Annotated in this window: 8 protein-coding genes and 1 riboswitch; of the genes, 3 read left to right on the top strand and 5 right to left on the bottom strand. The window is 72.7% G+C overall.

Going from position 1 to position 12992, the window contains the following annotated elements; genetic code table 11:
• Positions 1 to 16: 16 nt before the first annotated feature.
• From gcvP to gcvT, 3 genes are all read right to left on the bottom strand, one after another.
• Entirely contained in the window at positions 17 to 2905 is a 2889-nt protein-coding gene (gcvP, locus tag PX701_RS05125) for an aminomethyl-transferring glycine dehydrogenase (RefSeq protein ID WP_231430488.1), read from the bottom strand.
• A 12-nt stretch (positions 2906 to 2917) separates the two neighbouring features.
• Positions 2918 to 3289, bottom strand: coding sequence for a glycine cleavage system protein GcvH (gcvH, locus tag PX701_RS05120; RefSeq protein WP_231430487.1), 372 nt, complete (start codon positions 3287 to 3289; stop codon positions 2918 to 2920).
• A gap of 71 nt (positions 3290 to 3360) precedes the next feature.
• Positions 3361 to 4536 (bottom strand): glycine cleavage system aminomethyltransferase GcvT, encoded by a 1176-nt coding sequence (gene gcvT / locus PX701_RS05115; RefSeq protein WP_231430486.1) that lies wholly within the window; start codon positions 4534 to 4536, stop codon positions 3361 to 3363.
• A gap of 164 nt (positions 4537 to 4700) precedes the next feature.
• Positions 4701 to 4813: riboswitch (glycine riboswitch) on the bottom strand.
• Between the two features lie 156 nt (positions 4814 to 4969).
• On the opposite strand from gcvT, the gene PX701_RS05110 reads away from it, so the two are divergent.
• Entirely contained in the window at positions 4970 to 8203 is a 3234-nt protein-coding gene (locus PX701_RS05110; RefSeq protein ID WP_231430485.1) for a hypothetical protein, read from the top strand.
• 45 nt (positions 8204 to 8248) lie between these two features.
• On the opposite strand, the gene PX701_RS05105 is transcribed toward PX701_RS05110, so the two are convergent.
• Positions 8249 to 10234, bottom strand: a complete 1986-nt coding sequence (locus PX701_RS05105) for a multicopper oxidase family protein (protein WP_275505677.1) — start codon at positions 10232 to 10234, stop codon at positions 8249 to 8251.
• A gap of 34 nt (positions 10235 to 10268) precedes the next feature.
• Positions 10269 to 10751 carry a DUF6220 domain-containing protein gene (locus tag PX701_RS05100; protein ID WP_231430483.1) on the bottom strand — a complete coding sequence of 161 codons (483 nt, stop codon included), beginning with the start codon at positions 10749 to 10751 and terminating at the stop codon, positions 10269 to 10271.
• A gap of 205 nt (positions 10752 to 10956) precedes the next feature.
• Here PX701_RS05100 and PX701_RS05095 point away from each other — a divergent pair, with 205 nt between their 5' ends.
• Together PX701_RS05095 and nadA are read left to right on the top strand one after the other, a co-directional pair.
• Positions 10957 to 11661, top strand: a complete 705-nt coding sequence (locus PX701_RS05095; RefSeq protein ID WP_275505676.1) for an NUDIX hydrolase — start codon at positions 10957 to 10959, stop codon at positions 11659 to 11661.
• The gene (nadA, locus tag PX701_RS05090; RefSeq protein WP_275505675.1) at positions 11658 to 12992 is read left to right on the top strand and encodes a quinolinate synthase NadA; all 1335 of its coding nucleotides are present in this window, start codon (positions 11658 to 11660) and stop codon (positions 12990 to 12992) included. Before PX701_RS05095 ends, nadA begins: the two co-directional genes overlap by 4 nt.

Genomic DNA, 12992 nt, shown 5'->3' with positions numbered 1-12992 from the left:
GGGACACCCGAGCGGGCTACGCGAAGGCCTCCACCGGCGGGCAGGCGCACACGAGGTTGCGGTCGCCGTAGGCCTGGTCGATGCGGCGCACCGGGGCCCAGTACTTGTTGCGCACGAGGGAGCGCACCGGGTAGACCGCCTGCTCGCGGGTGTACGGGTGGCTCCACTCCCCCGCGATGGCCGACTCGGCCGTGTGCGGGGCGTTCCGCAACGGGTTGTCGTCGGCCGGCCACTCGCCGCGGCCGACCGCGTCGGCCTCGGCCTTGATCGCGACCATCGCCTCGACGAAGCGCTCGAGCTCGGCCAGGTCCTCGGACTCGGTCGGCTCGACCATGAGGGTGCCCGCGACCGGGAACGACATGGTCGGCGCGTGGAACCCGTAGTCGATGAGGCGCTTGGCGACGTCGTCGACGGTCACGCCGGTCTCCGCCGTGAGCGGTCGCAGGTCGAGGATGCACTCGTGCGCGACGAGCCCGTTCTCGCCCGTGTAGAGCACCGGGAAGTGCTCGCGCAGGCGCGACGCGACGAAGTTCGCCGCGAGCACCGCCGTCGCGGTCGCCTGCTTGAGGCCCTCCGAGCCCATCATGCGCACGTACGCCCACGAGATCGGCAGGATCGACGGGCTTCCGTACGGCGCCGCCGAGACCGGTCCGCCGCCGTGCACGAAGCCGCCGGCGTGGTCGGCGCGCTGCGCCATCGGGTGGCCGGGCAGGTAGGGCGCGAGGTGCGCCTTCGCCGCCACCGGCCCGACGCCCGGGCCGCCGCCGCCGTGCGGGATGCAGAACGTCTTGTGCAGGTTGAGGTGCGAGACGTCGCCGCCGAAGTCGCCGAAGCGCGAGTAGCCGAGCAGCGCGTTGAGGTTCGCACCGTCGACGTACACCTGCCCGCCGGCGTCGTGCACCGCCTGGGTGATCTCCTTCACCTCGTGCTCGTAGACGCCGTGCGTCGACGGGTACGTGATCATGAGGGCCGCGATCGATGCGGCGTGCTCGGCGATCTTCGCGCGCAGGTCGTCGAGGTCGACGTTGCCGAGCTCGTCGGTCGCGACGACCACGACGCGCATGCCGGCGAGCACCGCCGACGCCGCGTTCGTGCCGTGCGCGCTCGAGGGGATGAGGCACACGTCGCGCTCGGCCTCGCCGTTCGCACGGTGGTAGCCGCGGATCGCGAGCAGGCCCGCGAGCTCGCCCTGGCTTCCGGCGTTCGGCTGCAGCGACACCGTGTCGTACCCGGTGACCTCGGCGAGCCACGACTCGAGCTGCTCGACGAGCCCGAGCGAGCCGACGACGTCGGCCTCGGGCGCGAACGGGTGCAGGTTCGCGAAGGCGGGCCAGGTGACCGCCTGCATCTCGGTCGCCGCGTTGAGCTTCATCGTGCACGAGCCCAGCGGGATCATGCCGCGGTCGAGCGCGTAGTCGCGATCGGCGAGCTGCTTGAGGTACCGCATCATCTGCGTCTCGGAGTGGTGCGTGTTGAACACCGGGTGCTCGAGGTACGGCGAGGTGCGGCGGAGCGCCTCGGGGATGGCCGTCTCGGTGATCGCGCCCTCGAGTTCGCGCTCGTCGGGTCCGCCGAACGCCTGCGCGACCCGGTGCAGGTCGTCGAGCGTGGTCGTCTCGTCGACCGACACGTACACGGTCGCCTCGTCGGCCTCCCACAGCAGCACGCCGAGCTCGCGACCGCGGGCGACGACGTTCTTCGCGAGGCCCGGCACGTGCACCGCGAGCGTGTCGAAGTAGGCGTCGTGCGCGACTCGCTGGCCGAGGTCCTCGAGCCAGCCCGCGAGCAGCCTCGCCTTGCCGGCGGTCTGGGTGGCGATCGCGCGGATGCCGCGGGGCCCGTGGTAGACGGCGTACATCGAGGCCATCACGGCGAGCAGCACCTGCGCGGTGCAGATGTTCGACGTCGCCTTCTCACGGCGGATGTGCTGCTCGCGGGCCTGCAGGCTGAGGCGGTAGGCGGGGTGGCCCGCCGCGTCCTGCGAGACGCCGACGAGGCGGCCCGGCATCTGCCGCTCGAGGCCCTTGCGCACCGCCATGTAGCCGGCGTGCGGTCCGCCGAATCCCATCGGCACGCCGAAGCGCTGCGAGGTGCCGACGGCGACGTCGGCGCCGAGCTCACCGGGGCTCGTGATCAGTGCGAGCGCGAGCAGGTCGGCGGCGACGACGGCGAGCGCGCCCTGCGCCCTCGACGCGGCGATCACCGTCGACGGGTCCCACACCCGGCCCGAGGCGCCGGGGTACTGCACGAAGATGCCGAAGTGCTCGCCGAAGGCGGAGGCGTCCGTGTTCTCGGTGAGATCGACCTCGAGCAGCTCGATGCCGACCGCCTCGGCGCGCGAGGCGAGCAGCGCCTTCGTCTGCGGCAGCGCATCGGCGTCGACGACGAAGCGATTCGCCTTCGACTTCGAGCCGCGGCGGGCGAGCAGCATCGCCTCGACGACGGCGGTGCCCTCGTCGAGCATCGACGCGTTCGCGATGTCGAGGCCCGTGAGGTTCTCGACCATCGTCTGGAAGTTGATGAGCGCCTCGAGCCGGCCCTGGCTGATCTCGGGCTGGTACGGCGTGTACGCCGTGTACCAGCTCGGGTTCTCGAGCACGTTGCGCTGGATCACCGCGGGAGTGATCGTGCCGTAGTAGCCGAGGCCGATGAGCGGCGTGCGCACCGTGTTCTGGGCGGCGAGCGCCGCGAGCTCGGCGAGCGCTTCGCGCTCGGTCGCCGCCGCGGGGATGGCCGAGTTCAGCACCTCGCCCATGCGGATCGACGACGGCACGGCCGCCGACATGAGCGCGTCGAGCGAGTCGTAGCCGAGCTCGGCGAGCATGAGCGAGTGGTCGCTCGGCGAGGTGCCGATGTGGCGGCGCCCGAAGGCGTCGAGGTCGAAGGCCGACGAGGGCGAAGTCATCCGGGTGGTTCCTTACTCTCCGGTGAGGGCGACGTACTCGTCGCGGGTGAGCAGCTTCGGCAGGCTCGTGACCGTGACCTTGAGCAGCCAGCCCTCGCCGAACGGGTCGCTGTTCACGAGCTCGGGCGCGTCGACGACGGCCTGGTTCGCCTCGGCGACCTCGCCGCTCAGCGGGGCGAAGAGCTCGCCGACCGACTTCGTCGACTCGATCTCGCCGACGACGTTGCCCTCGGTGATGGTCGAGCCGGCGGCGGGCAGGTCGACGTAGACGACGTCGCCGAGCTTCTCGGCGGCGTAGTCGGTGATGCCGATCGTCGCGACGTCGCCGTCGACGACGACCCACTCGTGCTCTTCGGTGTACTGCAGGGCGTTGAGGTCGGTCATGGGGTGCTCCTTGTGGTTGGGATGACTCGGGGTTCGCGCCGCCCGCCCGTGCCGGGCCGGCGGCGCCGGGATCAGGAGGCGCGCTTGTAGAACGGCAGCGCGACGACGGTCGCGGGGATGCGCGTGCCACGCACGTCGACGAAGAGCGACGTGCCGTGCTCGGCGAGGCCGGGACTCACGTACGCCATCGCGACCGGGTGGCCGAGGGTCGGCGACAGCGCGCCGCTCGTGACGATGCCGACGCGAGCCGCATCGGCACCCTCGCCGTCGAACACCTCGTAGTCGGCGCGGGCGGCACGGCGCCCCTCGGCCGCGAGGCCGACGAGCACGGGCGCGTCGTCGGCGGGACCGCGTTCGATCGCGGCGCGACCGACGAAGTCGCCCTCCTTCGAGAGGGCGACGACGCGACCGAGGCCGGCCTGCACGGGCAGGATGTCGCGGCTGAGCTCGTGGCCGTAGAGCGGCATGCCCGCCTCGAGTCGGAGGGTGTCGCGGCTCGCGAGGCCGCAGGGCACGACGCGGGGACCGCCGGTCTCGGTCAGGGCCGCCCACAGGCGCGACGCCAGCTCGGGCGCGACGTAGAGCTCGAAGCCGTCTTCGCCGGTGTAGCCCGTCCGCGCGACGAGCACCGGCTGCCCCTCGAAGGTCGCCGGGAACGCCCGGTAGTACTTGAGCGCGGCGATCTGCGCGTCGAAGTCGTCCTGGTCGTTGCCGGGGCCGTCGACGCCGAAGCCGGGCGTCTCGAGCAGCACGGCGCGTGCGTCGGGTCCCTGCAGCGCGACGAGCGCGATGTCGTCGCTCTCGTCGGAGACGAGGGTGTCGAAGCCTGCGGCGCGGGTGCGCAGCTCGTCGGCGACGACGGCGGCATTCGAAGCGTTCGCCACGACCATGTACCGGTCGTCGCCGGTGCGGTAGACGACGAGGTCGTCGATGATGCCGCCGTCGTCGGCGAGCAGCAGCGAGTACTTCGCCTGGCCGACCTCGATCGCCGACAGCTTGCCCGCGAGCGCGTGGTCGAGCGCTGCAGCGGCCTCGGGGCCGACGAGCACGATCTCGCCCATGTGCGAGAGGTCGAAGATGCCCGACGTCGTGCGCACGGCATGGTGCTCGGCGAGGTCGGACGAGTAGCGCACCGGCATCTGCCAGCCGGCGAAGTCGGTGAAGCTCGCACCCGCGGCGCGGTGCACGGCATCGAGCGGGCTCCGTCGCTCGTCGGCGGGGATGGTGGTACCGGGGTCGTTCGTCACGAGTTCTCCAGACTGGCCGACGGACGGTGTCGGCGCGGTCGCGATTCGTGCGGCGGATGCCGCATGAGAACTCCCCCTCTGTCATGAGCCTGAGAGTTTCACGCGATGACGCGCTTTCACCGTGGGCGGCCCCGCGCGCATCGCGGGGCACTTTTCAGAGCGGCCTCGTCATCGCGGTGTGTGACCTGAGAGATTGGCAGGGAGGCTTGCTCCTTCGGTGCCGGGCGGCCCTGTTCGATGGAACTGAACGAGGCTCCGGCTCTCCCGCGACGCGTCGATGGCCCGGTATGAGGTTGTACCGTGATCCTAGCAGCGCCCGACCGGGCGGGCCGATGGTGTCCCCCTTCGCCCCCCGTACGCGGTACGGACGGCGATGTCCGCCGGGCGATAGCCTCGTCGCAACAGCAGGTTCGAGCTTGGGCGGGTGGTGCTGGTGACGCAAGCCTCGGGCGCGCGCGCGGCGGTGCAGGACGACGCCGCCGGAAGCCGCGACGACGTGCCGCGACCGACGTGGCCGGGCATCGGCGACGCGGTGTGGAGACGGGTCGGCCGCGTGCTCTCCCTCGCCGCGACCGTGCTGCTCATCGCCGTGGCCCTCGCCGAACTCGATCGGCTCATCGCGAGCGTCCCCGACGCCGACGGGCGGAGCCACTCCCTCAACCTCGTGCTCGGTCCGCTCGGGCCGTTCCAGCACGAGAGCTGGGCGGCCTGGGCGCACATGCCATGGCATGCCGACCTCGGCGTGTGGATCGCACTGTCCGCCGTGCTCGACCTCGTCATGGTGGCGGCGTACGCGACACTGCTCCGCGGCCTCGTGCGGCAGGCGCCGCGCCGGGCGCAGACGGTGCCGAGGATCGCCCTCATCGCGATCGTCGGGGCGGAGGTGCTCGAGGACGCGCTCCAGCTCGTCGCCGGACTCACCGTCGCGAACGGCCTCGAGGCGGCATCCGGTGCGGTCGGCGGCGTGCTCGTCTGGGCCACGGTCATCAAGGTGCTCGGGTTCGTCGTGTTCGGGGTGGCGGTGCTGCGGATCACGGCGTACCGGAGCTGGCTCGCCAACCGGATCGCCCGGCTGGGCCGCGCGATCTGGGTGCACCGCCTGGCCGCCCTCGCCATCGTCGTCCTCCTCGTGCTCGCCTGCATCCCGGCCGCCGACCTCCTCGACCAGCTGCCCGACGTGCAGCGCCAGTGGGCCGACGGCCCGATCGGCGCCGTGCACGGGTTCGCCGCGATCGTCGCGATGCTCGTCACGGGCGCACTCGCGCTCGCGCTCGGGCGCCGCCGCACCCGCTACATGATCGAGACCCGGGTGAACGGGTGGGTCGGCCGGCCGACGCCCCGGCCGTTCGATGCGGCATTCCCGTGGCTCATCGCACCGGTCGCCCAGATCGGCCTCGCGATCGCGACTGTCGCGATCGTCGGACCCGTCGATCCTGACGGGGCGTTCCCCGTGCACCTGCCGACCTTCCTCGCCGTGCTCGTCGTCGAACTGGTCATCGCCGGCCTCGCCGCGATCGGCGCCCGCTGGGTCGCACGTCACCCGGAGCAGCCCAGGCCCCTGTCGGTCGAGCGGGCGAGCGACAGCTGGATCGTCGGCGACTCGCTCTCCGCCGTCGTGCTCGTCGTCGGCGCGGTCGGCGTCGTGCGCTCGTTCCTCGTACCGCTCGTGCTCGGCGGCTCCGCGACGTCCGTGGCGGGTTGGCTGCTGGTGCCCGTGTCGGCCGCCGTCGCCGTGCTCGCGCCGATGGCCGTCATCGGCTTCGCCGACCGCACCTCGTGGGGCGGGCGCCTGCTGCGCGCGGGGCGTCTCGACCCGACCGACCACCGCTCGGCGAAGGACGGCAACGTGTCGCGCGCCATGCTCGTCGAGTGGATCGCGCTCGGGGTCGGCTCGGTCGCCCTCGTCGCGGCGATGCTCTGGCCGGCGCAGCTCGGCGCGGCGCTCGGCGCCGTCGCCGTCGTGCTCCTCGCACTCGGCGCCTGGGTGGCGGTGCTCGGCTCGTTCACGCTCATCCTGCAGGCACGGGCGCTCATCGCGCCCTTCCGCTGGCTCAACATGAAGGCGAGCCCCGTGATCGCGCTCGCCCTCGTGATGCCGCTCGCGATCAACGTCGCCCTCTCGGCCGTGCCGTGGGGGCTCTCCGACACGGCCCTGCACCGGGTGCACGTCTCGAACGAGGACTCCGCCCGCAACCTCGTCGAACCCGACGCGCTGGCCCAGCGTCTCGGCGACCTCCGATCGGAGAGCGCCTGCACCTACGAGGCCGAGGACGGGACACGGATCCGGCCGGTGTTCCTGATCGCGTCCGAGGGCGGCGGCATCCGGGCCGCCTACTGGACCGCCTCGGTGCTCGACGCGCTGCCGGGCTGCGCCGGGAAGTCCGGTCTCGTCGCGAGCGGGATCAGCGGCGGCTCGGTCGGACTCGCGCTCGCCAGTTCTGCGGGCACCAACCCGCAGGACGCCGACGGATCGCTCGTCGACTCGGCCGCGCGGCTCTCGGCGCCGGGCGCCGTGTCGACTGCGGCGCTCGCGCTCGTCGTCGGCGATGCGGTCGCGGGCGGGTGGGGCGTGCACATGCCGTCGTACCTCGATTCGTCTGAGACCGACGACGACGGCTGGCGCTGGCGGGATCGCGCCGCGCTCATCGAATCGTTCTGGGAGCAGGGCACGGCCCTCGGCGAGCCGTTCACGAACGACATCGACCCGCTGACGGGGGCGTTGCTCATGAACTCCGCCGACGTCGTCACGAAATGCCGGCTGCTCGTGCAGCAGGCGCCCGTCACCGCCGAGCGGGCGGCGTCGGACTTCGCACCGGTGGGCGGCGCGATCGGCCCGTGCGACGCCACCGGCGGGCTGCCGTCCATGCTGCAGTTCGGCGAGCTGCCCGGAGTCGACGGCGCGCAGGACGCGGCCGACTGCCTGGCGGGCCTCGACTGGTCGACGGCCGCCATGCTGTCGGCGCGCTTCGCGGTGATCACCCCGACCGGCAGCATGCCGGGCACGGGTCCGTGCCGCGACGTGGGCGGTCGCGCCGGCGCCCAGTTCGTCGACGGCGGGTACGTCGAACCGACGTCGCTCGCGACGATCGCCGACATCGCCCCGGCACTCATGAAGGTCTTCGCCGCCGTGAACGACGATCCGGCGTCCGACACCAAGCTCGTTCCGGTGCTCCTCTACCTGCGCAACTCGCAGGGCTACGACCTCGTCACCGACGTCACGAGGGCCGAGGCCGAACCGCTCGCGCCGATCACCGGCAATGCGGCACGGGTCCGGCTCACCGCGCAGGACGCGTGGATCCAGCGCATCGCGCTCACCCTCCCCGAGGCCTGTCCCGAAGGCGATGCCGCGTGCGCCGCGGCCGTCGACACCCTGATCGGCGACGAGGGCCGGATCGACGGCGGCGTCGTCGTGGTCGCACCCGCCTCCGAGCCGGCCGTCGTGCCCCCGCTCGGCTGGGCGCTGTCGTCGGCGAGCCGCGATCGGTTCACCGAGGCGCTGAGCACCGCCGCGCACTGCGGACAGGACTCGTTCGGCGAGCTCGAGGCCGCGAGCAGCCACTACCCCGGCCTCGACGAGCTGCCCCGGCTCTTCGAGCGCGACGGCGACGTCCGGGCCCTCCGCGACGACATGTGCGACCGGATCGCCGCGCAGCGCACCTCCGAGTGACCGGCGCGCCGGCGAGACATCCTGCCCCGCCGGCCCGCACCGCGCTCATTCCGGTCGGTTGCCGTGCCCGTCGTGCTCGAACGGGCTCGTGACGCCCTCGTAGGCGAGCGTCATCATCATTCCCTCGGCGGCGTGCTCGAGGTTGTGGCAGTGGTCCATCCAGATGCCGGGATTGTCGGCGACCAGGAGCACCTGCCACACCTCCCCCGGCCGAACGTCGACCGAGTCCAGCCGGAGCGGGGCACCGGTCGCGACGACCCCGTCGCGGGAGAGCACGAGCACGTGGTGCCCGTGCACGTGCATCGGATGCGATTCGAACCCGCGGTTGACGATCGTGAGCCGCACGAGGTCGCCCTCGCGCACCGACACGGGATCGATGTGCGGGAACACTCGGCCGTCGACCGTGTAGGCGTACTTCGGCGCACCGCCGACGAAGCGCGGCAGGCGGTCGAGCACGAGGCGCGCGTCGACGTCGGGGGTCGCCGCCGCGAGACGCACGGCGGCCGGGTCGGGCGCGCCGTACGACAGCAGGTCGAGCTCGGGCGCGGCCGAGGGCACCGGCATCGGAACCGCCGACGCGGTGTCACCGGCAACGGCGAGCGCCGGCCCCGAGGCATCCCCCTCGCCCGGCAGGAAGACGAGTCCCGCCTCGCGGGACCGGTCGACGCCGAGCGCGACGCGGGCGTCCGGCATCGTGAACTCGACGTCGATCCGTCCGCCGGCGGGCAGCCTGAGCGAACGATCCGCGACCTCGGCACCGCCGGCCAGGTCGCGGCCGTCGACCGCGACCACGGTGAACGGGACCCCCTCGAGTCGCGCAGCGAGCGGTTCGAGATCGGTGTCGGCGAGCCGCACCCGCACGCGCGTGCCCGGTGCGACCTCGCGGGTCTCGGCGTGCGCGTGCTCGCCGACGACGACGTGGGAGCCGAAGGTGTGCACGGGCGCGGAGACGTCGAGCGTCCCGGCGCCGTCGGCCGGCCTCGGGGGGTCGGCCGGTTCCACGACGAGCATGCCGTAGAGCCCCTTGCGCACGCCCTCGGCCGAACCCTGATGGGTGTGGTACCAGTACGTGCCCGGCTCGTCGGCCACGAAGCGGTAGTCGAACGAGTCGCCGGGCAGCACGGCGTCCTGCGTGACGCCGGCGACGCCGTCCTCCCCGTTCGGCACGTCGACGCCGTGCCAGTGCAGCGTGACCCCGGCGGCGATGTCGTCGTTGCGGAGCTCGACCTCGACGAGGTCGCCCTCGCGCACGCGGAGCTCCGGGCCGGGGACCTGCCCGTCGAACGTCCACGCGTCGATCGTCGCCCCGTCGTCGAGCACGACGAGCGAGCGCTTCGCGGTGAGGGTGAACCGGTCGGTGCGGCGGCCGGGGTCGGCCGGCGTGCGCAGGTCGGCGACCGAGACGGATGCCTCGGCACCGGCGCCGGCCGACGCGCCGGCCGCGACGGCGTGGTGGCCCGGGGCCGCCTCGAGGCTCGGTGGCGCGGTGTCGGCGAGCCATACCCAGCCGATCGATGCGCCGACGGCGAGGCCGGCGAGCGCGGCGAACCCGGTGACGGTGCGGCGGCCCCGCCTGTCGACGACGGCCCACGTCGCACCGATCGCGAGCGCGACCACCGCGAGCAGGACGACGGTCGGCACGACGCGCACCGGCCCGCCGATGATCCAGGTCTCGGCCGCCGCCCCCGCGACCGCGATGACCGCTGCGATGAGCGCGATGCGCGTCGCGGGGTCGTCGGTGCCGTCGGCTCCGTCGGCTCCGTCGGCGCGGCGGCGACGACCAATGGCGGCCAGACCCGCGACGCAGCCCGCGAGCGCGAGCGGGACGCCGACGAACAGCTTCTCGTCGGCGAACGCGACGTCGCGCACGGCGAGGCCGGCGGCGATCGCGGCGGCGCCCACGACGGCGAGGCATCCGCCCGCCGCGAACCAGCGGGCGTGCCGTGCACCGGTCGTCGCGGCGGCCGCCCAGAGGCCGGCCGCCGCGATGATCACGATGCCGTACAGGGCGAGGAGGGCCGCCGTGCTCATCGTGGGGTCCTCCTCGCCGTGGTGGTTGCGCAGGTCAAGCGACGCTCGTCGGCTGGGCCTGTTCGACCACGGTGTCGGTGGTCGGCTGCGACGACGCCGAGCCCTCGCGAACGAGCTTGCGCGCCCGGAAGAACAGCGCGACGCCGAGCACGATGATGAGTGCGCCGTTGAGGCCGTGCAGGCTCACCATGAGCATCGCCGGCAGCGGCGGGGCGGCGCTCTCCGGCCCGATGCCGAAGATCACGCCGGTCAGGATGAAGATGAGCAGCTGCAGGACGGTCAGCAGGAACACGGTCACCGTCATCCAGATCGTGCGCTTGCCGGCCCTCGCGAGCGCGGCGAACGCGATCATGGCGAGGGCGAGCACGCGAAGCACGATCTGCCCGTTGATGCCGTGCGCGCTGAACGCGTTCTCGTCGCCGGTCTCCATGCCGAACGTGCCGAATGCGGCGAGGTACACCTGCAGCATCGAGTCGACGATGAACAGGACGGTGGTCACGAGGAACGCCTTCTTCATGGCGCGCCTCCTCTCTGGTCGGGTGGGGATGGTGTCGGGACCCATCGAGCGTGCTCGCCCCCGGGCGCCCGGGCATCAGTGCCGACCCCGATCCCGGGTCAGCGGCGCCACCGAGTTCGCGTTCTGGTCAGAGTGACTGTAAGCTGTCGTCGACCACAGTTCGAGTCAGACTGACCTGAACTCTCCGAACCGAAGGACCGCTCGCATGCCGCAGCCCCGCGACGCCCAGATGCGCCTCGCCGTGTCGACGGTGATCTTCGCGCTGCGGCCGGACGCCGCCGGGCGCGCGGTGCTGTGGACTCCGCTCGTGCGCCGCACCCGCGAGCCGCAGCTCGGGCTCTGGGCACTGCCCGGAGGCTGGCTTCCCGTCAACGAAGAACTCGAGGTCGCCGCGGCGCGCACCCTGCGCGCGACGACGGGCCTCGCGCCCAAGTACCTCGAGCAGCTCTACACGTTCGGCGAGGTCGACCGCTCCCCCGACGCGCGCGTCGTCTCGGTCGTTTACTGGGCACTCGTGCAGAGCGACGAGGCGGCTCGCGCCGTCGCCGGGCCGAACGTGCGCTGGGTGCCGGCCGACACGCTGCCCGGGCTCGCGTTCGACCACAACCGCATCGTCGAGTACGCACTCTGGCGGCTGCGCACCAAGGTCGAGTACACCGAGCTCGCCCACTCGTTCCTCGGCGAGACCTTCACGCTCGCCGAGCTGCGCGAGGTCTACGAGGCGGTGCTGCAGCGGCCGCTCGACCCGGCGAACTTCCGACGCACCATGATCGCGTCGGGCCGCCTGCGCGAGACCGGCGAGCTGCTCGCCGGTGCGGCGCACCGCCCGCCCAAGCTGTACCGCTACGACGCCTCCGTCCGCACGGCCGGGGCCCGAGAACCGTTCCAGAGCGAGAGGCCAGCCTCATGACCATCACGACGCCGAGCATCCGCCGCGAGGCATCCGTCGACCGCAGCCTGCAGCTCATCGCTTCGGGCGCCGCGCCGGGGGCGAGCTGCGCACCCGAACTCGCCAAGGGCCCGTGGGAGTTCGACTCCGGCCCCGCCGGCTACGGCCCGGGCGCCTCGATGGGCGACGTCATCCCGACCGGGTCGCCGCGGCAGGGCGCGCTGCCCGAAGAATACCGGCTGGCCTCCGACGACGAGCTGCACGAGCGCATCCGCGCCGCGAAGGCGACGCTCGGCGACCGGGTCGTCGTGCTCGGCCACTTCTACCAGCGCGACGAGGTGGTGCAGCACGCCGACTTCGTCGGCGACTCGTTCCAGCTCGCGAACGCCGCGCTCACCCGGCCCGACGCCGAGGCGATCGTCTTCTGCGGCGTGCACTTCATGGCCGAGACCGCCGACCTGCTCTCCCGGCCCGACCAGGCGGTCGTCCTGCCGAACCTCGCCGCCGGCTGCTCGATGGCCGACATGGCCGACCTGTCGAGCGTCGAGGAGTGCTGGGAGCAGCTCGCCGACGTCTACGGCGACCTCGACGCGGTGGACGCCTCGGGGCGGGTGCCCGTCGTGCCGGTCACCTACATGAACTCGTCGGCGGCGCTCAAGGGGTTCGTGGGCCGGCACGGCGGCATCGTCTGCACCTCGTCGAACGCCCGCACGGTGCTCGAGCAGGTCTTCGAGCGCGGGCAGCGCGTGCTGTTCTTCCCCGACCAGCACCTCGGGCGCAACACGGCCAAGGCCATGGGGGTCGCGCTCTCGCAGATGCCGATGTGGAACCCCCGCAAGCCCCTCGGCGGGAGCACCGTCGACGAGCTCGCCGACGCGAGGGTGATCCTCTGGCACGGGTTCTGCTCGGTGCACAAGCGCTTCACCGTCGACCAGATCGCCGAGGCGCGCGCGACGCACCCGGGCGTGCAGGTCATCGTGCACCCCGAGTGCCCCATGCCCGTCGTCGACGCCGCCGACGCCGCGGGGTCGACCGACTTCATCGTGAAGGCGATCGCGGCGGCGCCCGCCGGTTCGACCTTCGCCATCGGCACCGAGATCAACCTCGTGCAGCGCCTGGCCGCCGAGCACCCCGAGCACACCATCTTCTGCCTCGACCCGGTCGTGTGCCCGTGCTCGACCATGTACCGGATCCACCCCGGCTACCTCGCATGGGTGCTCGAGGAGCTCGTCGGAGGGCGCGTCGTCAACCGCATCAGCGTGCCCGCCGATGTCGCGGATCCCGCGCGGCTCGCGCTCGAGCGCATGCTCGCGGCGAAGCCGCCGGCACCGACGCCCGCTCCGGGAGCCTGA

Source organism: Agromyces chromiiresistens, assembly GCF_029167465.1.
Taxonomy (GTDB): domain Bacteria; phylum Actinomycetota; class Actinomycetes; order Actinomycetales; family Microbacteriaceae; genus Agromyces; species Agromyces chromiiresistens.
The sequence above is the reverse complement of the archived record's forward strand: the minus strand, read 5'-3'. Positions and strand labels throughout refer to the sequence as shown.

What these genes read in the sequence shown, in the direction of transcription:
- gcvH (WP_231430487.1), bottom strand. Translation starts at nt 3,289, where the DNA reads ATGACCGACCTCAACGCCCTGCAGTACACCGAAGAGCACGAGTGGGTC.
- PX701_RS05105 (WP_275505677.1), bottom strand. Translation starts at nt 10,234, where the DNA reads ATGAGCACGGCGGCCCTCCTCGCCCTGTACGGCATCGTGATCATCGCG.
- gcvP (WP_231430488.1), bottom strand. Translation starts at nt 2,905, where the DNA reads ATGACTTCGCCCTCGTCGGCCTTCGACCTCGACGCCTTCGGGCGCCGC.
- PX701_RS05100 (WP_231430483.1), bottom strand. Translation starts at nt 10,751, where the DNA reads ATGAAGAAGGCGTTCCTCGTGACCACCGTCCTGTTCATCGTCGACTCG.
- nadA (WP_275505675.1), top strand. Translation starts at nt 11,658, where the DNA reads ATGACCATCACGACGCCGAGCATCCGCCGCGAGGCATCCGTCGACCGC.
- PX701_RS05095 (WP_275505676.1), top strand. Translation starts at nt 10,957, where the DNA reads ATGCCGCAGCCCCGCGACGCCCAGATGCGCCTCGCCGTGTCGACGGTG.